Origin of the sequence: Micromonospora sp. NPDC049275 (assembly GCF_043197115.1) — a bacterium.
Taxonomy (GTDB): domain Bacteria; phylum Actinomycetota; class Actinomycetes; order Mycobacteriales; family Micromonosporaceae; genus Micromonospora.
The window spans coordinates 24,808-46,340 of the sequence record NZ_JBICSN010000002.1 but is presented as its reverse complement, the minus strand read 5'-3'; the positions used below and the strand labels follow the sequence as shown (position 1 = coordinate 46,340).

Annotated in this window: 15 protein-coding genes; 6 read left to right on the top strand and 9 right to left on the bottom strand. The window is 70.5% G+C overall.

Features of this window, described 5'->3' with window-relative positions; all coding sequences use genetic code 11:
- Complete coding sequence (locus ACGFIE_RS05645; RefSeq protein ID WP_393291414.1) at nt 1-1,068, bottom strand: phosphatase PAP2 family protein; 1,068 nt, start codon at nt 1,066-1,068, stop codon at nt 1-3.
- A 278-nt stretch (nt 1,069-1,346) separates the two neighbouring features.
- Between ACGFIE_RS05645 and ACGFIE_RS05640 the strand changes: the two genes are divergently transcribed.
- Nucleotides 1,347-1,850, top strand: coding sequence for a winged helix-turn-helix domain-containing protein (locus tag ACGFIE_RS05640; protein ID WP_393291412.1), 504 nt, complete (start codon nt 1,347-1,349; stop codon nt 1,848-1,850).
- Between the two features lie 92 nt (nt 1,851-1,942).
- On the opposite strand, the gene ACGFIE_RS05635 is transcribed toward ACGFIE_RS05640, so the two are convergent.
- A complete protein-coding gene (locus tag ACGFIE_RS05635) occupies nt 1,943-6,355 on the bottom strand; it encodes a S8 family serine peptidase (RefSeq protein ID WP_393291410.1) in 4,413 nt (1,470 codons plus the stop codon).
- 242 nt (nt 6,356-6,597) lie between these two features.
- Between ACGFIE_RS05635 and ACGFIE_RS05630 the strand changes: the two genes are divergently transcribed.
- Both ACGFIE_RS05630 and ACGFIE_RS05625 read left to right on the top strand, forming a co-directional pair.
- Complete coding sequence (locus tag ACGFIE_RS05630) at nt 6,598-7,197, top strand: winged helix-turn-helix domain-containing protein (protein WP_393291408.1); 600 nt, start codon at nt 6,598-6,600, stop codon at nt 7,195-7,197.
- Between the two features lie 162 nt (nt 7,198-7,359).
- Nucleotides 7,360-8,916 carry an OFA family MFS transporter gene (locus ACGFIE_RS05625; RefSeq protein ID WP_393291406.1) on the top strand — a complete coding sequence of 519 codons (1,557 nt, stop codon included), beginning with the start codon at nt 7,360-7,362 and terminating at the stop codon, nt 8,914-8,916.
- Between the two features lie 64 nt (nt 8,917-8,980).
- Here ACGFIE_RS05625 and nrfD read toward each other — a convergent pair whose 3' ends face one another.
- The 5 genes from nrfD to ACGFIE_RS05600 all read right to left on the bottom strand — a co-directional run bounded on the left by nrfD (nt 8,981) and on the right by ACGFIE_RS05600 (nt 15,869).
- Nucleotides 8,981-9,979 (bottom strand): NrfD/PsrC family molybdoenzyme membrane anchor subunit, encoded by a 999-nt coding sequence (nrfD, locus tag ACGFIE_RS05620; protein ID WP_393291404.1) that lies wholly within the window; start codon nt 9,977-9,979, stop codon nt 8,981-8,983.
- A complete protein-coding gene (locus ACGFIE_RS05615; RefSeq protein WP_393291402.1) occupies nt 9,976-11,019 on the bottom strand; it encodes a 4Fe-4S dicluster domain-containing protein in 1,044 nt (347 codons plus the stop codon). The genes nrfD and ACGFIE_RS05615 overlap by 4 nt, the downstream gene beginning before the upstream one ends.
- A 3-nt stretch (nt 11,020-11,022) precedes the next feature.
- Nucleotides 11,023-14,298, bottom strand: a complete 3,276-nt coding sequence (gene fdh, locus ACGFIE_RS05610; protein ID WP_393291400.1) for a formate dehydrogenase — start codon at nt 14,296-14,298, stop codon at nt 11,023-11,025.
- A gap of 146 nt (nt 14,299-14,444) precedes the next feature.
- The gene (locus tag ACGFIE_RS05605; protein WP_393291398.1) at nt 14,445-15,242 is read right to left on the bottom strand and encodes a PrsW family intramembrane metalloprotease; all 798 of its coding nucleotides are present in this window, start codon (nt 15,240-15,242) and stop codon (nt 14,445-14,447) included.
- 195 nt (nt 15,243-15,437) lie between these two features.
- Nucleotides 15,438-15,869 (bottom strand): ASCH domain-containing protein, encoded by a 432-nt coding sequence (locus ACGFIE_RS05600; protein ID WP_393291395.1) that lies wholly within the window; start codon nt 15,867-15,869, stop codon nt 15,438-15,440.
- A 57-nt stretch (nt 15,870-15,926) separates the two neighbouring features.
- On the opposite strand from ACGFIE_RS05600, the gene ACGFIE_RS05595 reads away from it, so the two are divergent.
- Both ACGFIE_RS05595 and ACGFIE_RS05590 read left to right on the top strand, forming a co-directional pair.
- Complete coding sequence (locus ACGFIE_RS05595; RefSeq protein WP_393291393.1) at nt 15,927-16,325, top strand: NUDIX domain-containing protein; 399 nt, start codon at nt 15,927-15,929, stop codon at nt 16,323-16,325.
- A gap of 515 nt (nt 16,326-16,840) precedes the next feature.
- Complete coding sequence (locus tag ACGFIE_RS05590) at nt 16,841-18,370, top strand: TROVE domain-containing protein (protein WP_393291391.1); 1,530 nt, start codon at nt 16,841-16,843, stop codon at nt 18,368-18,370.
- A gap of 39 nt (nt 18,371-18,409) precedes the next feature.
- Here ACGFIE_RS05590 and ACGFIE_RS05585 read toward each other — a convergent pair whose 3' ends face one another.
- A complete protein-coding gene (locus tag ACGFIE_RS05585; protein ID WP_393291389.1) occupies nt 18,410-19,294 on the bottom strand; it encodes a LysR family transcriptional regulator in 885 nt (294 codons plus the stop codon).
- Nucleotides 19,295-19,376: 82 nt separating this feature from the next.
- On the opposite strand from ACGFIE_RS05585, the gene ACGFIE_RS05580 reads away from it, so the two are divergent.
- Nucleotides 19,377-20,627, top strand: a complete 1,251-nt coding sequence (locus ACGFIE_RS05580; RefSeq protein ID WP_393291388.1) for an MFS transporter — start codon at nt 19,377-19,379, stop codon at nt 20,625-20,627.
- 48 nt (nt 20,628-20,675) lie between these two features.
- Here the strand turns inward: ACGFIE_RS05580 and ACGFIE_RS05575 are convergent, their stop codons facing one another.
- Nucleotides 20,676-21,428, bottom strand: a complete 753-nt coding sequence (locus ACGFIE_RS05575; protein WP_393291386.1) for a glyoxalase — start codon at nt 21,426-21,428, stop codon at nt 20,676-20,678.
- Between the last annotated feature and the right edge of the window lie 105 nt (nt 21,429-21,533).

Below are 21,533 nucleotides of genomic sequence, written 5' to 3'. Positions count from 1 at the left end.
TCATGAAAATTGCTCGCTTTTGCTCGATGCCTCGTGGGTGATATCGGCCCGCCGAGGCCACGCCGTCCGGACGTCCGTCGTCACCAGTCGTTCCATGGCCCCCGGGTCGGTCGGCCGCTGCCGCTGCCGCTGCCGCGAACCGACAGGCCCGACGAACTCCACCGACCGCACCAGGAAGACGGCCACGCCCACCGCCACCACACTCAGCCCCGTTGCCGCCAGGATGGCCACGAGCGGCCCCCACCGCAGCGAGGCGGCCAGACCGGGCACCAGCACCCGAACCACCCAGCCGAACACGATCAACCCCACCACCCCCTCGACGACCGCGCGCCAGGCGCGGCCGGCTACAGGTGTGGCACGCGGGGGCGGCGTGTCGTCGCCGGGCCGGAGCGTCAGCGCCGCCGCGGCCAGGCAGAACAACGTCACGCTCAGCAGGACGCCGCCGAGCACGTCGCTGAACCGGTGCCATCCCGCGATCATGGTGGCCGCGCCGATCACCGAGACACCCGCCGCGCCCGGCACCACCAGCCACCGTCGAGCCCAGCCGGGCAGGACCAGCAGGAAGGCCAACACCAGAGCCGTCGCGACCGCGACGTGACCGCTGGGAAAGCTGTTGTGGGAGGTCGCACCCTCGATCGTGAGGTCCGGGCGGGGCAGCGCCGACTTCACCGCACCGGCCGTCGCGACCGCGCAGAGCACCACGCCCACGCCCACGACGCCGGCCAGCAGCCGGCGGCCGAGCACGCCCACCACCAGCACCCCACCGAGCAGGACGGCCAGCAGCGTCGGGCTGCCGAAGGTCGCCAGGACGGTCTTCGCCGGCCCGACCAGGTCACTGTCCTGCTCGTAACCGCCACCGGATTCGGCGCGCGGCAGGAGCAGTCCGTCGATCCACTGCCCCGGGCCGGTCCGCACGAACAGCACACCTGTGAGAACCAGGGCGACCAGGAAACAGACGGCCGCTGCCAGCAGCCGCAGGCCCGGCGGCGCGGCGGCGCGACCGGAGGGCAGCGCTCGGGCGGGGCCGGGCGGCGACAAACCGACGGGGTACGACGATCCGTGTGACATGTCGACCATGCTCGGCCCGCCAGGTCCGGACGCCGTCCGTGGATTGTCTTCGTTCTGTCACAACTGCCGATCAGGCCGGAAAAACCGGGCGATCCGGCGTGGTGTCGCCAAGCCGTCCGCGCTGCCCCGACGTGAGCCAGCATTCACATGCTTACATGCAGCTATGTTTTACCCAGCCGAGACGAGCCACCACTAGGGTCAGGACGCCGATCGATGGCAGTCCTCGGCGGTGCGAAAACCATCCGGAGTGATTGTGGGGAACCGGAAGGGGTTGGGCAATGCAGGGTATTCCGGTCGCCTCGCTGGTCATCGGCATCGCGTCCTCGCCGGCTGAGCGCCGGCAGTTGGCCCGTCTGCTCGGCGGGACCGACGCCTTCCTGATCGTTTCGAACGTGGACCAGGCGCGGGAGTTCCTCGGGGTGGTCGAGATGCCCCCCGTCGCACCTACCCCGGTTCCGACGGTGCTCGCGGAGGTCGCGCCGAGCCCGCAGCCACCGCCGGATCTGAGCGTCGACTCCGACCGCCGGGTGCTGCGCTGGCGCGACCAGGAGATCGACCTGACCCGGCTGGAGCACGACGTGCTGCTCTGCCTGGTCGACGCTCCCGGGCAGGTCTGGACCTACGAGCGACTGCACCTTGAGGTGTGGGGCAACCGACACCTCGGCCGCGGGTCCGACATGCACTCGGTGGTCCGTCGGGTACGCCGCAAGCTCGCCCGGCTGGACGCCGCCGCCACGATCCACGCGGTCCGCGGCGTCGGCTTCCGGCTCGCCCCCGTCTGAGCACACGCCCGATCGTCGCGGAGGCTGGTCCGGCCCGCCTGGTCGAGGACCAGGCGGGCCGGATCGGTGCGCTACCGCTTACCGCTCAGGTGTCAGCACCGGATGGGTGCCAACGCGAAGTTCTCCACCGCGGGAGTGGCGGTGTCGATCTTCGTCTGACGGGTCTGGGGCTTCCAGCCGTCCTTGGCGACGATCATCGTGAGCGGGTTGTTCCGACGGTCCACCCAGTAGGCGTACTTGCCGGCGCTGTCGGTCGCGAACGTCCACGACATCGCCCACGAGTCGACCTGGACCACCGCGCCGGCGAGCGGCGAGGTCGCGCCCTGGCAACTCGTACCGGTCACCGTCCCCATCAGCTTGCCCCAGGTCTTCGGGGGCGTCGCCGTCATGGTCACCGTCACCGGCGCCACCGAGTACGGCGTGTTCTCCCTGATCGTGACCGCACCGGAGTAGGTGCCCGGCTGGTCCACGTTCGCCGTCATTCCGACGGTGACCGTGACCTTCTCACCCGGCGCGAGGGTGACCGTCGACTTGTCGATGGTCATCCAGCTGACGTCGGCCGCCGCCTCGGCGCACCCCTCGAAGCCCGGCAGCACCTCGCTGTCCGGTGCCGCGTTGAAGCTGCCCGACGAGCCGCCGATCTTGTAGAAGCCACACGCCGCGCCACCCCGGTACCGGGCGGTGTTGGCGTTCGGCAGGTTCGACCACGAGCTGGTGGCCGGGTCGAAGGCGAAGCCGGCGTTGCTGATGGCGCCGCCCTGTGAACCGCCCACGACGAGGAGCTTGCCGCTGGCCACCGCGTACGAGCTGGCCCAGTTGTCGACTGGCGCGTCCGCGATCGGGGTCCACGTGTTGGCGCCCGGGTCGTAGGCGTAGCTGGCCTTCTGCGCCGCGGTGCCGTCGTTGCCACCGGTGCAGTAGAGGGTGCCGTCGATGCCGCCGCAGGAGGCGAAGGCGACCGACTTCGGGTAGTTCGCCAGCGTCTCCCAGGCGTTGGTGCCCGGGTCGTAGCGGACCACACTGTTCGACATCGGCACGCAGCCCGAGGTGGTGCAGCCACCGACTGCGTAGAGCTTGCCGTCGACGACCGCCTGCCCTGCCGCGGCGCGCGGCGCGGGGTTGTCGGCCAGTTCGGTCCAGGTGTTGGCCCCCGGGTCGTACGACCAGGTGGTGGCGTCCGGGCCGGCCTCGGCCCAACCACCGGTTGCGATGATCTTCCCGCCGATCACTCCGACCGTCAGCGCGTTACGGGCGCCGGGCAGGTCGGCCACCGCCGTCCAGGTCTGCGCGACCGGGTCGTAGGCGTAGGTCTTCACGGTGGAGGCGCTTCCGTCGCCACCGCCGATCGAGTACACCTTGCCGTCCAGCGTGACCACCCGGTTGTCCATGATGTTGGCCGGGAAGTCGGTGATGTCCGTCCACGGAGCGGCCTGCGGGCCGGCCGCGGCCGGGGTCGCCGTCGCCGCCTTACCGGAAGCCTTGGCCGCGAACGACGTCGGAACACTCAACCGCTGCTCCGGTGCGCCGGCCGCGCCGAGCACCTGCTGCCGGGTCACCCGCGAACCGTCCGCCCGCAGCAGCTCGAAGCCGTCGTCACGCTCACCGAAGCCGACCTCGACCGGCGCGCCGCCGGTGTTGGTCACGGTGAACGTCCTGGTGGCCTTTCCGTTGGGCATCTGGACCGTGGCGCTCAGCTGGGTCGGCGTCACCGACAACCGGCCGGCCGCGAGGACGAAGTTCGCGGTGGTGGCCCAGTCGGCCTCGACGTCGACCTGCTTGCTCTGGCTGACGTAGTTACCGGCCGTCGCGGTGAACTTGTGGGTGCCGGTGAGCGTCGAGTAGATCCAGTAGAACCCGTCGGGCAGCCCCGGGTCGTCCGGGGTCGCCACGGTGACCGCCTTCTCGGCGGGCCGGTCGTTGCTGGTGACGGTGGCGCCGTTGATGTAGCTGTTGTCGTTCTTGTCGCGGACGTTGCCCACGACCAGACCGCCGTCGACAGGTACGCAGGTGACCTGGCTGCCGATCAGGACGTTGTCGACCTCCCACCACCACTCGTACGAGGCGTCGTAGTAGTGGAACCGCACCTGGACCTGCGCCTTGCCGGCCGCCTGCGGGATCGGGATCTCGGTGAGCTTCGGGCCCCGCACGTCGGTCTCCTGGCGGAGCACGTTCGTCCAGGTCGCGCCGTTGTCGATGCTCAGATCGACGTCGGCGGTGTCGTCGTTCAGCTGGTTGAAGTCCTGGTTGAACCGGATGACCGGGGCCGTGACGCCGGTCAGGTCCACCACCGGGCTCACCAGGGAGGTGTCCTGGGTGGTGCCCGCGCCGTACGCGTCACTGTCGATCATCGCGAAGTTGCCGCTGCCACCGGTCAGGTTGCCCCGGTCGCCGTCGTCGGTGAACTTCCAGACGTCACCGCTGCCCGCGTTGTCGACCACCGTCCAGCCGGCCGGCGTGGTCGTGGCGTCGAAGGTCTCGTACTCGCCGTCGGAGCCGAACGTGTAGCCGGGCGCCGTCGTGCAGGTGGTGGTGTCCACCGGCACCGCGACGTTTGCGGTCACGTTGCGCGTGCCGACCACCACCTCCTTGGTGACGGTCTGGTAGCCCGGGTACTGCGACTCGTACGTCAGGGTGTACGTCTGCCCGGCCGGCAGTGTGATGCTGTATCGGCCGTTCGAGGGCGTCGTGTAGTCGTACACGCCGGACACGCCGCTGACTGTCACCTTGGCGTACAGCGGCCAGCCGTGGCCGGAGCCGTCGGTGACCGCGCCTGTGACGTTGACGCGCGGCACCGCCGTCAGGGCGACGTTGAGAGTGGTGGTCGCGCGGTTGGTGACAGTCGCGGTCTTCGTGGTGCTGCCGTACCCGAAGGCCGACACGACGACCTGGTAGTCGCCGGTCGGGACCTGGGTCGAGTACTTTCCGTCGGCGCCGGTGGTGATCTCACGCGAGGTCGGCCCGGTGAGGGTCACTGTCGCGCCGGCGATCGGTGCGCCGGTGGCCGCGTCGGTGACCGTGCCGGCAAGGGTGCCGATGTCGCCTGTCGGGGCGGCGTTCAGCAGCGCGAGGGCGTCCAGTCGGCCCTCGCCGTAGACGTTGTTGTCCGCGGCGGTGCCACCGCACTGGTCGTCGGCCTTGTCGATCGCGGTGCCGTTGAGCAGGGCACGGGTTCCGTCGACGTCACCGACAAGCGACGGCGCCGCCGAGTACAGCAGAGCGATCGCGCCGACCAGGTGCGGGGCGGCCATCGACGTGCCGCTGGCGCTGCCGTATCCGTTTCCGGGAATGCTCGACCGGACGTTCACACCCGGAGCGGAGATGTTGGGCTTGATCTCGCCGTTCTGCCCGGCCCCCCGGGCGGAGAAGCTGGCGATGCTGTTGTTGACGTCGTACGCGCCGGCCGAGTAGTTGCTGGCGAGGCTGCCCGGCGAGCCGCTGGTCTCGCACGCCGGCCCGCTGTTGCCGTTGGAGAAGACACCGAAGATGCCCGACGCGGCCCAGGCCAGCGTCACGTCCTCCATGAAGGGCTCGTTGGACGGCTCCCTGGTGCCCCAGGAGTTGTTGATGATGTTCGGCCGCTTGCTGGCGTCCGGGTTCTGACCGCTCAGGTCGGTCGGCTCGAGCATCCACTGACCGGATTCGATGAGCGCCGCGTCGGTGGGGCAGCAGCCGTTCGCCGCGATCCACTTGACCCCGGGCGCGACACCGATCTGGTTCGCGCCGGCGGAGCCGGCCATGGTGCCCATGGTGTGCGTACCGTGGCCGTCGTCGTCGCAGGGCGCGTCGGCGCACGTCCCGGCGGCGTTGAACCAGTTGTAGTTGTGGTCGAACGTGCCGTCGCCGTTGTTGCCGCGGTAGGAGTTCACGAGCGCCGGGTGGTCGTACTGCACACCGCTGTCGATGCTCGCGATGGTGACGCCCTCGCCGGTGACGCCGTACTGGGACCAGACGTCGTCGGCGTTGATGTTGGCAACACCCCACTCGACGGCGTTGACGGTCTTCTCGTCGGTGCCCTTGGTGAGTTCGGGAAGCTGGTAGGCGACCGGAGGGTAGAGACCCTCGACCTCCGCATGGGCGGCGAACTTCTGCGCCATCGCCAGGGAGCCGCTGTTCACCTTGATGGCGTTGGTGGCCCAGAAGGTCTCGTACTTCGTGCCCGAGCTGTCGAGTTCGGCGCGGATCTTGCCCTGGCTCCCGGCGGCGGTCTCCCGCAGCGTCTGTGCGACGGCCGCGCCGCGCTTCGTCCAGTCCTTGATGGCGCTGGCCTTGCTCAGGTCGGCCCGGTCCTTGAACCGAATCCAGAAGTCCCCTGCGCTCTTGGCCTCAAGCTGCCGGGCGAGCTCCGGTCGGATCTTGTCCCCGGCGGCGGCTCCCGCTCCCAGCGAACCGGGCGCGGCCTGCGCGGCGGAGCCGACGCTGGCCAGGCATGTGGCGGCGAGAATCATCGCCGCGCTGGCGCTGACCAGCGATCTGGCCGTGCGTCTCCATTGTGGACGTCTGATCATCGGTGCTGCCTCCCTCAGAACGACCCAGGGGTGTGATGGGCCATGTGAGAAGTGCGCGAGATCCCGCTCGACGGAACCGAGCGAACGGACCCCTCATGCCTCCCCATGCACCGCGCGGGTCACGCCGGTTGCCCGAGTGGACACTATGATCGAGAGGAAAGGACGATCAAGAACTTGCTGTGAGCAACTTGTCGCTAACGGTTGCCCTGCTGGCGGCGCGCTTGCCAAACATTGTCAGGACCATGACGATAGCTGGGCAGGGATGCCCATCGATCCCGGGCGGTGTGGTGGCCGAGGACGACGAGACGACGTTGGCCGGGGCTGATCCGGCCGACGAACAGTTTCCGTTGCTGATCGCGGTGACACCGTCGCCGACCGAGCGCATCCGGCTCGCGGAGCGTCTCGACGGGATCGCGCCGCTGCTGCTGGTGGCCGACCTCGACGAGCTGCGTCGGCTCATCGCGATGCCGCAGCAACGGACCGGGCCGCCCGACGGGCCACCGCCGGGCCGGACGCCCACCGCCGAGCCCGAAGCCGCCCTGGTCATCGACTCGGCCCGGTCCACCGCGCGGTACGCGGCTCGCGAGGTGGACCTGACCCGGCTGGAACACGACCTGCTGGCCTGCCTGATCACCGAGCCGGTCCGGATCTGGAGCTATGCCGAGCTGCACCGGTCGGTCTGGCACGACGAGGGGCGCGAGCGCAGGGCGGACGTGCAGTCCCTGGTGAAGCGGCTGCGGCGTAAGTTGCGGACCCTCGGCACCGGTGCCACGATCGAGGCCGTACGCGGTGTCGGGTTGCGCCTCACCGGCCGACAGGAGCCGCGAATCGGGCGTGCCTGACGGCTGCCTGATGTAGGCAGTTTCTCAGCACGCGCCGCCCGTTTTCCGGTAACCGGGAGCGGTGAGCCGGCGACCACGTACCGTGAGATGCAGCCGATCAACGGCGAACGCCGGGCGTGTGTCGGGCCGCCTGCCCACTCAGCCGCAGGAGGTGCGGAGCCCATGCTGTCGGTATTCGACCCTCGGCACACAGTCGCTCCCCCGGGATACAGCCGCTGGCTCATCCCGACCGCGGCGCTGGCCGTGCACGTCTGCATCGGCCAGGTCTACGCGACGAGCGTCTACAAGAACTCCCTCATCGCGCACTTCGACGCCAGCCAGACGGCGATCGGGGCGATCTTCAGCATCGCCATCGTCATGCTGGGCTCGTCGGCGGCGGTGGGTGGCCGGTGGGTGGAGCGCAACGGTCCGCGCCGGGCCATGTTCGTCTCGGCCTGCTTCTGGGCCGTTGGTTTCCTGGTCGGCGCGCTCGGCATCGCGACCCAGCAACTCTGGCTGCTCTACCTCGGCTACGGCGTCATCGGCGGTATCGGGCTGGGCATCGGCTACATCTCGCCCGTGTCCACGCTGATCAAGTGGTTCCCGGACCGGCCGGGTCTCGCCACCGGTCTGGCGATCATGGGATTCGGTGGCGGCGCCCTGGTCGCCGGCCCGCTCGCGCGTCAGTTGCTGTCGCTCTACGACTCCGACTACAACCCGGCCAACCCCGCCGCGGTGGCGTCGGGCTCGGCGCTGGTGGGGCTCTTCGTCACGTTCGGCATCGGCTACTTCGTGATCATGATGTTCGGCCCGTTCAACGTCCGGGTTCCTCCACCGGACTGGCGGCCCGCCGGGTTCGACCCCGCTCGCGTCGCCACCCGGTCGCTGGTGACGAGGGCCAGCGTGTCCGCGTCCAACGCCGTACGGACCCGTTCGTTCTGGCTGCTGTGGATCGTGCTGTTCTGCAACGTCACGGCGGGCATCGGCATCCTGGAGCAGGCCAGCCCGATGATTCAGGACTTCTTCCGGGACAACGGCTCCACGGCCGTCTCGGTGTCGGCGGCGGCCGGCTTCGTAGGTGTGTTGTCGCTGTTCAACATGGCCGGGCGGTTCGTCTGGTCGACGACGTCCGACCTCATCGGCCGCAAGCCCATCTACCTGATCTACCTGGGCGTCGGCATGGTGCTCTACGCCCTGCTCGCCGTGGCCGGGCACGCCGCCACGGCCGTCTTCGTGCTGATCGCCGCGCTGATCATCTCCTTCTACGGCGGTGGCTTCGCCACCATGCCCGCGTACCTGCGGGACCTCTTCGGCACCTTCCAGGTCGGCGCCATTCACGGCCGGCTGCTGACGGCCTGGTCGGCGGCGGGTGTCGCCGGGCCGCTGATCGTCAACCGCATCCTCGACACGCAGGGCAAGCCCGGCACGCTCACCGCCTCGGCGTACCGTCCCGCGCTGTTCACCATGGTCGGCGTCCTCGCCATCGGTTTCGTCGCCAACCTGCTGGTCCGCGCCGTGCCCGACCGGTTCCACGAGCCGGACCGGGGTTCGACCTCGCCCGTGGCGCGCGCAAGCGTCACCGAGCCGGTCGCCCTCGGCCCGCAGAGCAGGCCGCCGGTGCCCGAGCACGTCGGCGGCCAGACCGGGCGGCTCTGGTTGTCCTGGCTGCTCGTCGCGGCGCTGCTCGGCTACGGCATCGTCCAGACCGCCATCACGGCCGCGAAGCTGTTCACCGGCTGAGCGCTCGGGCCGCGTCGCGCACGGGCAGCGCCTCGCGTGGGGCGCCGCCCGTTTCGCGCCGCGCTCAGCGTCGGCCGTCGGCCACCGTCGGGCCGTGCTCGGCGAGGCGCTCCCGCTGGGGTACGACCGTGTACCGCGGATCGCGCGCCGACACGCCGCCCGCCTCGAAGATGCCGAACCGGGTGGCGACCGACGAGGCCACCAGGGCCGCGCCGGAGAGCACCGACAGGGCCCGACTGCGCCGACTGAGCAGCGCGGCGACCGCGCCCACGCCGAGCAGCACGTTTCCCGCCCGGACCAGCCGGCCGCTGTGACCGTGCCGGTAGGGCTCACCGGTGATCCTCAGCCGCTCCATCCGATGGCCGCCGACCAACTTGATGGCCGCGCCGGCGACGGCGAGCCGCCGCAGCGGCACGGTCTCGGCGGCGGGCGCCGCGATGAGACCGACCCCGGCGGCCGCCGCGAGGGCACTGCCACCGAAGACGAACGGCAAATAGGGGTACGCGTCGTGCCAGGCCGGTACGGCGGTGTCGGCGAGCAGGACCCCGGTGTACGTGGCCAGCGCCGGGGCGGTGGCCGCCGCAGCCAGGCCGGCGACGTCGCCGACGGAGGGAGCGAGCCGGCGGGCGAGGCCGAGCACACCGTGCTGCGGGAGCCGTGGCCCGAGCTCGGCGATCGCCGCCACACCGGCGGCCGGCCCGAACGCGGTGAGGATCCAGGTGCCCACCGACATCGGTGAGGTCAGCTTGGCGACCCGGAGCATGTGGTGGAACCGCTCCGGCCGCCCGAGGTCGTGCACCAGCAGGTACGCGCTGGCGACGGTCCCGCCCAGGGCCGTCCAGCGGCCCACGCGGCGCAGCGAGGGGCGTCCGGTCAGCTGGGCTCCCGCGCCGATCAGCGCGCTGCCGGCGGCGAGGCCGCCGCTGAACAGGTAGCCGGCGATGTCGCGTTTCCACACCGGCGCCTTGAGGATCGGTCGGCCGTAGTAGGAGCGGAAGTCGGCCGGCGGCACGGTGAGCTGCTCGCCGCCGTGGCCGCGACTTCGGCGCGTCGCGTCGGTCATGGCCGCCTGCCCAGGAACGCGACAGCCGTGGCGGCTGCCATGGTGAGCGCGGCGAGGCCTGCGTGCTTCCACATCGCCGGCAGGTCCCGTGTCGTCACCACCGGATCGGGCGGCAACCCGTACACCTCCGGCTCGTCCAACAGCAGGAAGAACGCACCATCACCACCCACACCATCGTTCGGGTCGTGCCCGTACAGACGCGCCTCGGGCACACCCCGCTCCTGCAACGTCGCCACCCGCGCCGCCGCCCGCTCCCGCAACTCGTCCAGAGGCCCGTACTGGATCGACTCCGTCGGACACGCCTGCGCACACGCCGGCGTCATCCCCGCACCCAACCGGTCGTAACACAACGTGCACTTCCACGCCCGACCATCATCCTTACGCTGATCGATGACCCCGTACGGGCACGCCGAGATGCAGTAGCCGCAGCCGTTGCAGATGTCCTCCTGCACCACCACCGTCCCGAACTCCGTCCGGAACAACGACCCCGTCGGGCACACATCCAGGCAGGCCGCATGCGTGCAGTGCTTGCACACGTCCGACATCATCAACCACCGAAAATCCGACCGCTGCTCCACACCCGTACCCCGCCCCGGCGGCTGCCCACCCGGCATCCCCAGGAACTCCGGCCCACCCGACATGCGGGCCGCCGCGACCGGTGAGCCGGGTGGCAGACCCGGGTCGGTGCCGGTGTCGGTGCTGGTCCGCGCGCCCACGGCCGCCGTCGCCGGGCTGACCGCCGGCCCGTCCGGATAGCCCTCGAACGCCGGCGTCTCCCGGCCGACCGAGCGCGGCTGCTCGACGAACGCGACGTGTCGCCACGAGTTCGCCGTCAACGCGCCGGTGTTGTCGTACGACATGCCCAGCAGATCCAGACCACTCTCCGGAACGCCGTTCCACTCCTTGCAGGCCACCTCGCACGCCTTGCACCCGATACACACGCTGGTGTCGGTGAAGAACCCCATCCGCGGCGGCGCGTCCCCGTAACCGGCGTCCGAGGCCGGATCGAGCGGCCCGTACAGGGCGTTGGCGTGGGGCATCGGTCAGGCCTCCTGGTCGCTGCTGCTGTCGGCGACGTCGGTCGTGACCAGCGGTGGGTAACGGTGGCTCAGGTCCCCCGACCGTCGCCGGTAGTCGACGACGAGGTCCAGCAGATCCTGTCCCCTCGGGCGTCGGCCGGGCCGCACGTCGCACGTGCCGACCTTGCTCTCCTGAATGAGGACGTTGGGGTCGAGCGTGATGCCGAACAGGTCGTTGGCCGAGTCACCGGTCACCAGACCCTCGTAGCCGAAGTGGTACGGCAGCCAGACCTGGTGGATGATCCGATCGTCCACCCGCAGCGGGGTGATCCGGTCGGTCACCAGGACCTTCGCCTCGATTGCCGCGCGGGCGCTGACCAGGTGCGCCCAGCCCAGGTGGCTCAGTCCCCGCAGGGCGGCCAGCTCCGGCGACACCTCGACGAACATCTCCGGTTGCAGCTCGGCGAGGTGCCCGACGGTCCGGCTCATGCCGCCGGCCGTGTGGTGCTCGGTGAGCCGGCTGACCGTGAAGACGTACGGGAAGACGTCGCTGTGCTGCTCCGGAGGGCTCGGGTTGAGGGTGTTGATCGGGTGGGTGTAGACCTTGCGGGCCGGGTTGGCCTGCTGCCGGTAGAGCGGGTTGCGCACCGGCGACTCCACCGGCTCGTAGTGCGTCGGCAGCGGCCCGTCCAGCACGCCGCTGGGCGCGTAGAGCCAGCCCTTGCCGTCGCCCTGGAGGATGAACGGGTCGTCGCCCGCGATGCCCGCCACGCCCGAGCTGTTCGGCGGCGGCCGGTACGAGGGCGCCTTGTTCTTCTCGAAGTCCGGCACGTCGTACCCGGTCCACTCGGCCTTGTCCGGGTCCCACCACACGTACTTCTTGCGTTCGCTCCACGGCCTGCCGTCCGGGTCGGCCGAGGCACGGTTGTAGAGGATCCGCCGGTTGGACGGCCACGCCCAGCCCCACTCGAGCGCCACCAGGGACTGCTCCGAGCCGGGCTTGCGGCGGGCGGCCTGGTTGACGCCGTCGGCGTACACGCCTGTGTAGATCCAGCAGCCGCCGGCGGTGGTGCCGTCGTCCTTCATCTCCGTGTAGCTCGACAGCGGACGGCCACTGGCCACGTCGTACCCGTTGATCTCGTAGAGCACCGATTCGGCGCTCGGCTCGGCGTGCGGACCGTGCGTGGGGTAGTTCCAGGTGAGGTCGAGCAGCGCCCGGTCGCGGGCCCGGGTCGAGCGGGCCAGCCGTTCCCTGACGATGCGGCCGAGGTGGTAGAAGAACCACAGCTCGGAGCGGGCGTCGCCCGGCGGCTCGACGGCCTTCTCCCGCCACTGCAGCAGCCGCTGCGTCTGGGTGAACGAGCCCTCCTTCTCCACGTGGGAGGCGGCGGGCAGGAAGAACACCTCGGTACGACACTCCTCCGGGACGATCTCGCCCGTCTCGATCTCCGGGGCGTGTTTCCAGAACGTGGCGCTCTCGATCATGAACAGGTCCCGCACGACCAGCCAGTCCAGGTTGGCCATCCCGAGGCGCTGCGCGCGCCCGTGCGCCGAGCCCACGGCCGGGTTCTGCCCGAGCAGGAAGTACCCCTTGATCTTCCCGTCGATCATGTCGAGCACCTGCTGATAGGTGCCGTGGTCCCCGGTCATCCGGGGCATGTAGCCGTAGCAGTAGTCGTTGTCGGCGGTCGCTGCGTCACCCCAGTACGCCTTGAGCAGGTTCACGCCGTAGGCGCGCGCGTTGCCCCAGAAGCCCTTCTGCCCGGGATGCCGGATGCTGTCCACCCACTCGTCGAGCGTGGGGTGGTCGGCGTGGTGCGGCATCGGCAGGTAGCCGGGCAGCAGGTTGAACAGCGTCGGAACGTCGGTGGAGCCCTGGATGCTGGCGTGTCCCCGCAGCGCCATGACGCCCCCGCCGGGCCGGCCCATGTTGCCCAGCAGCAACTGGATGATCGCTCCCGCGCGGATGTACTGCACGCCCACGCTGTGCTGGGTCCACCCGACCGAGTAGACGAGCATGCTCGTCCGCTCCCGGCCCGAGTTGGCCGCCCACGCCTGGGCCAGTTCGAGGAACTTGTCCTGCGGGATGCCGCAGACCCGCTCCACCATCTCCGGTGTGTAGCGGGAGAAGTGCCGCTTGAGGATCTGGTACACGCAGCGCGGGTGCTGCAACGTCTCGTCGCGCTGGGTGTCGCCGCCCACCGGCGCGCCGTGCGACTCGTGCTCCAGCCCGGCCGCCGTCTCCCGCTGCGTCTCGGTGTCCTGCGAGGAGACGTTCTGCTCGGCGCCCTCGTACTGCCAACTGCTCTGGTCGTAGCTGGCGTTCTCCTCGGCGAAGCCGGAGAAGAGCCCGTGCAGGTCCTCGGTGTCCCGATACTCCTCGGTCACGATGGTGGCCGCGTTCGTGTACGCCACGACGTACTCGCGGAAGTCCAGCTCGTTGTCGAGGATGTAGCGGATCACGCCACCGAGCAGGGCGATGTCCGTGCCCGCCCGGATCGGCAGGTACGCGTCCGCCACCGCGCTCGTGCGCGTGAATCGCGGATCGACGTGGAACACCTTCGCCCCACGGCGCTTGGCCTCCATCACCCACTGGAAACCCACCGGATGCGCCTCGGCCATGTTCGAACCCTGGATGACGATCATGTCGGAGTTCGACAGGTCCTGCTGGAACTGGGTGGCGCCGCCGCGACCGAAGCTGGTCCCCAGACCGGGGACGGTGGCGGAGTGTCAAATACGCGCCTGGTTCTCGATCTGGAGAGCCCCCATCGCGGTGAACAACTTCTTGATGAGGTAGTTCTCCTCGTTGTCCAGCGTCGCCCCACCCAGACTGGAGATCCCCAGCGTGCGGTTGAGCGGCCGGCCCTCGGCGTCCCGGTCTTCCCAGGTCTCGTCCCGGGCAGCCAGGACCCGGTCGGCGATCATGTTCATCGCCGTGTCGAGGTCGAGATCCTCCCACTCGGTGCCGTACGGCCGCCGGTAGCGGACAGTCGTCTGCCGCAACGGACTGGTCACCAGGCTCTTGCTCGCCGAACCCTTCGGACATAACCGACCCCGCGAGATCGGACTGTCCGGATCACCCTCGATCTGCGTGACCTGCCCGTCCTTGACGAACACCCGCTGACCACACCCCACCGCGCAGTACGGACAGACGGACCGGGCCACCGAGTCGGCGGTGTCGGTGCGGGCGGTGAGCGTCAGCGACCGGGCGGACTTGGCCGCGGCGCCCCGGCCCAACGGGTCGGTGCCGGTGAGCTGGCGATAGAGCGGCCAGCGCTCGACCCAGCGGCGCACCCCCATCGCTGCACCTTCCCCATGAAAGCCACTAAATGTGAACAGTCCGACACTAGATGAGGTGTCGGCCCGGGCGCAGCGGGATCAGCAGAGCGATGCCTCCCCCGGCCACTTTCCGCCGGCCGAGGGAGGCATGGTGGATGAGGTCGCGATCAGCTCGACGGTTGCGGGACGACCAGGCGGTCGCCGAAGGTCCGGTAGCGGTGCAGCTCCCAGAACAGCCAGCCGATGCTGACGATCGCCAGCAAGACGAAGATCAGTGAACCGGAGAACGTGTCCCACAGGGTGTGCAGGACGACGACGCCTCCGAAGGTGCCGAGGAACCCGAACAGCCGGCCCACGCTCGGGCTGGCCAGCAGCGCCCACAGCGCTCCGGCGGTGAGCCCGGTCCAGGCGGTGTGGCCGGCGGGCGCGGTCAGACCGCGGATGAACAGGGTCTGCTCCACCGCGCCGATGTTGCCGTGCGAGCTGAGCAGCGCGGTGAAGGCGTACCCCATCGTCTCCAGCGCGGCGAAGCCCATGCCGGCCGCGACACCGATGACCAGGCCGTCGGACGGCAGGCGGCGACGGTGCTGCGCCAGGGCCGTGAACAGCAGCACCACGGGGACGATCAGTTTCGCCGACTCCTCGATCAGCGCCACGAACAGCATGGGCAGGGTGCCCAGGCCGCGCAGGGTGTCGTACTCCAGGGTGCCGGCGACCACCGTGCCGATCACCCCACCGAAGAACGCCGACGTCACCAGCACCGACGCCGGAACCTGCCAACGCCCGGTACGGGCCTGGGCGAACGTGAGGAACGTCAGGGGGGCCAGGGTCGCGCCGAGCAGGATCAGCGCCGGCACGAAGTTCGGATTCTGGGTGCGGACAAGGGTCCGCAGCACCGCCACGTACAGGATCAGCCCGATGACGAACACTCCGACCCACGCCCACCGGCGAGAACGATCACGCATACCGCGCAGTCTCGCGGATCGGTGTTACGAAGACCAGCCTCGACGCTGAGATCCCGCGACTGCCGACGTACCTCGCCCATTTCGGGTCGCCGCGTCTGCGGGTCGGACAACCGATGGCGGTGACCGTCGGTCCGTGGGAGCGGACGCGGCCGTCAGCGCCTTTCGCCGCAACCCAACCCCGTCTGGAGTGAGGACCTATTCGTCTAGGTTGGTGGGCCGGAACAGCCGGAAGCGCTTGGTCACCACCAGGGTGTCGTCGTCGACGGTGAACCCGGGATCGCCCAGCTCGGCGCGTACCTCGGCACTGTGCCAGAACGACTCGTGCCCCGCTCGCCACTGCGCCACCGACTCGTCGCCCTCCCCCTCGGCCAGGGCGTGCTCCAGGTCCACGTCGGCGAGCCGGACCACCCGCACGTCGGTCACCTCGATCACCGCCACCCGCCGGCCGTCGGAGTCCACCACCGCGGATCGCTGACCAACCTCGGGCAGCGGCTCGTTGGCGTGCTCGTAGCCGAGCAGCAGCGCGGACGTGGAGGTCTTCGCGCCGGACCGGATCGCGGCCACCAGCGTGTCCCGCAGCGGCCCGGGAAACCCGAACTCCACCACCGGAAGATCATCCACATCCATACACGGAGGGTACGCCCGACCGACGGTGACGAGGGCCAGCGTGGCAGGGTCTCGTGGATGGCCACCTACGACGTCGCCCTCGTCCTGCTCGTCGACCCCAGCGGGGCGGTGCTGATGCAGCATCGCGACGAGCACGCTCCCGTCTCGCCGAACCAGTGGAGCCTTCCCGGCGGCCACATCGAGCCCGGCGAGTCACCCGAGCAGGCGGCCCGCCGCGAGCTGCTGGAGGAGACGGGCCTGAGCGCCGGCGAGCTGCGTCCGCTGTGGAGCGGACCGCGCCCGTACGAGGCCGGCTTCCCGCACACGGTCACGGTGCACGTCTTCCATGGCGTCACCACCGCGCGACAGGAGGACGTGGTGCTCGGCGAGGGCCAAGCCATGGTGTTCGTGCCGCGTCAGGAGGTGCGCCATCGTGAACTGGCGGCCTCGACCGCGCTGGTCCTGTCCATGATCTAGGGTCCCGGCTCGTCGGCAGCCTCGCCGCCCGAAGTCCCCCGGAGACGGATGCGGAACGGAGTTGTCGGCGTGGCAGGGCGGGCCTACCGTCATGGTGCACCTCCCGGTGCGCAGGCAACGGCTACTTCCGCTTCCAACGGGGAGACGCGAAAACCGTGTCCACCTCTGGTCTCGGGCGTGCGGCGCGGCCACACCGCGCTGATCACGAGATCGCAAACCCCGTTGCCCGCCCCAGACAACCGCCGCTACGGTCGTGACCGCACTTCCCGGTGCGTAGGCGACGGTTACATCTGGAGGGGTTCCGGCCCCGGTGAAGGACATCCGTGGCCGACCTCGATCTCGGGAAGCGCGACCACACGCACACCCGGTGCGCAGGCAACGGTTACTTCCCGGCTCCGCAGATGGGGGATCGAATCCCCCCGGCACCTTCGGGTGGCGGACTAGTCCGTGGCCGACTCTGATCTCGGGTGTGCGCGGTGGTGGCGCCTTCTCGGCCGACTGACGTGGGGGACGTCGTGGCCAAGTTCAACGTCAAGCTCCACATGAGCCGGCAGCGGCCGGTGACCGCCGAGGGCGCGCCCGGTTTCGTCCGTGAGCCGCGCCTCGAACTGTTCCTGCTCGGTGTCTCGAACATGGTCGGTGAGGCCGCCTTCTACGAGGGCTCCACCGACCGGGACGCCCGTTTCCGGGACCTGGTCGCCAGCGTCGCCGTCGCCGACCCCGACTGGTTCGCACGGTTCGTACCGTGGCTTCGAACCCGCGCGATGATGCGCTCGGCGTCGGTGGTGGCGGCGCTCGAGGGTGCCCGCGCCCAGGTAGCGGCGGGAATCACCGGTTCGCGCGCGGTCGTCGATGCGGCTTTGCAGCGTGCGGATGAGCCGGGCGAGGCGCTCGCGTACTGGCTGGCTCGTCACGGCCGGGCACTGCCCAAGCCGGTGAAGCGGGGCATCGCCGACGCGGCGGTGCGGCTCTACACCGAGCGGAGCCTGCTCAAGTACGACTCCGTCGGGCGTCAGGTGCGCTTCGGTGACGTCATCGACCTGACCCACCCCACCGCCAGGGATGAGCGACAGGGTGACCTGTTCCGGCACGCGCTGGATCGGCGGCACCAGCGGGACAATCCGGTCCCGGAGTCCCTGCGGATGCTCAGGGCGCGGGAGGCGCTGATGGCTATGCCGGTCGAGCAGCGAGGAGAGGTCGCGGACCGGGCCGTGTTCGACGAGGCCGGTATGACGTGGGAGGCCCTGGCCGGCTGGCGACAGAGCGCGATGGACGCGGCAGCATGGGAGTCCGTCATCCCGACGATGGGTTACCTGGCGCTGCTGCGTAATCTGCGCAACTTCGACCAGGCCGAAGTCAGCGACGCCGTCGCGGAGACCGTTGCGGCCAAGCTCTCCGACCCGGCGCAGGTGGCAAGCTCGCGGGTGCTGCCGATGCGCTTCCTGTCGGCGTACAACGCGGCACCGAGCCTGCGGTGGGCGTACCCGCTGGAGAAGGCGTTGCAGCACGCCCTCGGGAACGTTCCCACCCTGGACGGGCAGACGCTGATCCTCATCGACACGTCCGGCTCGATGCAGAGCCCGTTCAGCAAGGACGGCACGCTGCGCTGCTGGGATGCCGCCACGGTGTTCGGCCTCGCGCTGGCCGCCCGTGCGCGGGCGGCCACGGTGGTGTCGTTCTCCGACGACAGCCTGGTTTTCCCCGCGGTAGCGGGCGAGTCGGTCCTCGCGGCGGTGCGGCGCTTCAAGGACGGCGGCTACTTCATCGGCAGGGGAACCGACACCGAGAAGGCGGTCCGGGAGCACTTCGACCGACACGACCGGCTGATCATCCTCACCGACGAGCAGGCCCACTGGCACGGCTCGGCGGATGTCGTCGCGACGGTGCCGGCGGAGGTGCCCGTCTATACCTGGAACCTGGCCGGATACCGGGTCGGGCACACGCCGAACGAGACGGGGCGACACACCTTCGGCGGACTCTCCGACGCCGCGTTCGCGATGATCCCGCTGATCGAGGCCGGGTCCAACGACCAGTGGCCCTTCTGATCCGCGCTGTGGGGCCGCACCCGCCCCGCAGCGCGCGGTTCAGGGCAGGAGATCGGCGGTCAGGGCGATGAGGGCGCGGGCGGCGGCGCCCACCGGGCGGTCCACAGGCGTGGCGAGCGACGCCGTCCAGTCGAGGTCGGCGTCGGTGACGGTGAGCGTGCGTACGCCCTCGGCGTCGCCGACGGCGAAGCGGGGCAGCAGCGCGATGCCGAGGCCGTGCCGCACGTGCTCGGCGCCGGTGCCGATGTCGGGGATCTCGATCGTGACGCGCCGGGACAGCCCGGCGGTGTCGAACGCCCGGTCGGTGACGGCGCGGTTGCCGTACCCGACCGGGGAGTCGATGAAGTCCAGGCCGGCGAGCTCACCCAGCGTCACCGCCTCGCGGGCGGCCAGCGGGTGGTCGTCCGGTACGACGAGGTCGATGACCGAGCGGGCCAGTTCGGTCAGGTGGATCTCCGGTGGCGGTGCGCCGGGCAGGGAGACGAACGCGAGGTCGAGCCGGCGTTCGGTGAGCGCGTCGATGAGCCCCTGGGAGCCGGCGGGGGCGACGCTTGTGTGCAGCAGCACCCCGGGGTGCCGGCGGTGGAACTCGCCGAGCAGGGCCGGCAGGTGCAGGAGCCGGGTCGACGTCATCGTGCCGATGCGCAGGGTGCCACGGAGGCCGCCGTGCACCTCGGCCACGGCGTCGCGGGCGTCGCGGGCCGCGTCGAGGGCGACGCGGGCGCGGGGCAGCAGCGCGGCGCCGGCGTCGGTGAGGAGTACGCGTTTGGAGTTGCGGTCCAGCAGCGGCGCCCCGAGTTCGCGTTCCAGGGTCTTGACGGCCGCGGAGACGGCGGACTGGACGACGTGCAGGCGGGCGGCGGCGCGGGTGAAGTTCTGCTCCTCGGCCACGGCGACGAAGTACTCGAGTTGGCGGAGTTCCACGCCCGCAAGTATCACCGATCGCGATCGTTACGAGCGCCAACTTTCGTTGGACGTGATGATCGGGTTCGGCGACAGTGGGTTCATGTCGTTGACCACCCTGTCCTCCCGCCGGCCCGCCACCGCGACCGCCCGCGACGGAGGATCCGCTCGCCGCCATGGCCGGGGCTTCTGGGCGATCGCCCTGGCGTTCCTTACCGCGATGGCGTTCTGCACCGTGCCGTCCCCGCTCTACCCGCTCTACATGGCCCGGGACGGCTTCTCCACGTTCATGGTCACGATCGTGTTCGCGGCGTACGCGGTGGGCGTCGTGATCAGCCTCCTGCTCGCCGGGCACGTCTCCGACTGGGTCGGCCGGAAGAAGATCCTCATTCCGGCGCTGGCGTTGGAGCTGGTCGCCGCCGCGCTGTTCCTGGGCGACGCGTCGCTGCCGGTACTGCTGGTCGCCCGACTGGTGAGCGGACTGGGCGTCGGCATGATCACCGCGACCGCCACCGCGTACCTGCAGGAACTGCACGCGGCGCACCGGCCCGGCGCGTCCCGCCAGCGCTTCGAGGTGGTCTCGACGGCCGCCAACATCGGTGGGCTCGGCGTGGGCGCGTTGGTCGCGGGCGTTCTCGCCCAGTACGTCCACGCGCCGCTGCGCACCCCGTACCTGGTGTTCGCCGTGCTGCTGACCGTCAGCATCGTGGCGGTCGCGGCGACCCCGGAGACCGTCGAGGAGCGGCTGGTCAAGCCGACCTACCGGCCGCAGCGGATCAGCGCCGACCACGGCGACCGGCCCGGGTACGTGGCCGCTGCCGCCGCCGGCTTCGCGTCGTTCGCCGTGTTCGGCCTGTTCACCTCCGTCGCCCCGGGCTTCGTCGCGGGCGCCCTGCACCTGCCGTCGCGGGCGCTTGCCGGCGCGGTCGTGTTCGCCGTGTTCGGCGGCGCCGCCGTGGCGCAGACCGTCACCAACCGGCTCCCCGCCCCGACGAAGGTACGGCTCGGGCTGCTGGCGCAGGCGGTAGGCGTGCCCGTCGTGCTGGTGGGCATGCACACCGCCAGCCTGACCGCGTTCCTGGTCGGTGGTGTGGTCGCCGGTGTCGGCGCGGGCGTGCTGTTCAAGGCCGCCGTCGGCACGGTCGCGGCGATGGCCGCGCCCGCCCGGCGCGGGGAGGCCCTGGCCGGGCTGTTCCTCATCGCCTACCTGGGGATGAGCCTGCCGGCGGTCGGCATCGGGATCGCCACCCGAACCGTCAGCACGATCACGGCGATGACCTGGTTCACCGGGCTGCTGCTCGTCCTGCTCGCCGGCGTGACGGCGTTGTTCCGGCGCAGCTCCGTGACCCGGTGACCCGGCGACCGGGGCCGGGCCGACGCGGGCCGACCCCGGCCTCGGCGGTCACTGCGGCGGGTCGGACCACCACGGTTCGAGGACCACCGGGTCGGCGACATAGGCCCGCACCTGCGTACGCTCCTCCTCGGTCAACGTCAGCGCGCGCAGCCGGGCGCCCCACTCGGGCACCCGATCGGACTTCCCCAACGCGATCGACAGCTCGATCAGGCCGGCCAGCGCCGTCGCCTGCTCGACCGCCGGGGCGTCCTCGGCGCGACGGCGCATCCCCGAGTCGAGCGCCCGGTAGGCGGCCCGGTCGTCCATCTTGAACTCGCGCAGGATCCGCGCGTTGTCGAGCACCCGGGCCAACCCCTCAAGCTCCGTCGAGCCGCCGTACTCCAGATCCTTCGGCTCGTCGCGCTGGATGAAGATGATGGTGTTGCCCGACGGGTCGACGACGCTGAACCGGGACGCCCCGGCGCGGTAACGGGTCAGCCGGGGCAGGCCCTTGACCAGCACCCTGCCGTGGGCACGGCGCATCGCCTCGGCGAACGCGGCGTGGTACGGCGCTACCGCGTCGACCATCACCAGGCAGCCGCCGGTCTGTTCCTTCGCCGGGTCGAGGCCCTTCGGCGCGGGCCCGTAGTGCAGCGCGAACCCGCTGAACTGCACGACCAGGTACACGTACGGCCGCAACTGCTCGTGGGGCACCTCGAAGCCCAGCGCGCGCCAGAAGGCAAGGGTCTCCTCCGGTGCCGGGCAGGGCAGCAGCGGCACTGTGGTCTCGTTCGGCCGCACACGGTCCGCACTGGTCGTCATGGTCACTCCCGGTCCGCTCGGCAGGTCGGTCATTGTGCCAGCAGTCGCGGCGGGCCGCGCCGGACCCGGCCTCCTACCCAGGGAGGAGGCGCGCTCCGACCAGGG

What these genes read in the sequence shown, in the direction of transcription:
- ACGFIE_RS05645 (WP_393291414.1), bottom strand. Translation starts at nt 1,068, where the DNA reads ATGTCACACGGATCGTCGTACCCCGTCGGTTTGTCGCCGCCCGGCCCC.
- ACGFIE_RS05640 (WP_393291412.1), top strand. Translation starts at nt 1,347, where the DNA reads ATGCAGGGTATTCCGGTCGCCTCGCTGGTCATCGGCATCGCGTCCTCG.
- ACGFIE_RS05635 (WP_393291410.1), bottom strand. Translation starts at nt 6,355, where the DNA reads ATGATCAGACGTCCACAATGGAGACGCACGGCCAGATCGCTGGTCAGC.
- ACGFIE_RS05630 (WP_393291408.1), top strand. Translation starts at nt 6,598, where the DNA reads ATGACGATAGCTGGGCAGGGATGCCCATCGATCCCGGGCGGTGTGGTG.
- ACGFIE_RS05625 (WP_393291406.1), top strand. Translation starts at nt 7,360, where the DNA reads ATGCTGTCGGTATTCGACCCTCGGCACACAGTCGCTCCCCCGGGATAC.
- nrfD (WP_393291404.1), bottom strand. Translation starts at nt 9,979, where the DNA reads ATGACCGACGCGACGCGCCGAAGTCGCGGCCACGGCGGCGAGCAGCTC.
- ACGFIE_RS05615 (WP_393291402.1), bottom strand. Translation starts at nt 11,019, where the DNA reads ATGCCCCACGCCAACGCCCTGTACGGGCCGCTCGATCCGGCCTCGGAC.
- ACGFIE_RS05605 (WP_393291398.1), bottom strand. Translation starts at nt 15,242, where the DNA reads ATGCGTGATCGTTCTCGCCGGTGGGCGTGGGTCGGAGTGTTCGTCATC.
- ACGFIE_RS05600 (WP_393291395.1), bottom strand. Translation starts at nt 15,869, where the DNA reads ATGGATGTGGATGATCTTCCGGTGGTGGAGTTCGGGTTTCCCGGGCCG.
- ACGFIE_RS05595 (WP_393291393.1), top strand. Translation starts at nt 15,927, where the DNA reads ATGGCCACCTACGACGTCGCCCTCGTCCTGCTCGTCGACCCCAGCGGG.
- ACGFIE_RS05580 (WP_393291388.1), top strand. Translation starts at nt 19,377, where the DNA reads ATGTCGTTGACCACCCTGTCCTCCCGCCGGCCCGCCACCGCGACCGCC.
- ACGFIE_RS05575 (WP_393291386.1), bottom strand. Translation starts at nt 21,428, where the DNA reads ATGACGACCAGTGCGGACCGTGTGCGGCCGAACGAGACCACAGTGCCG.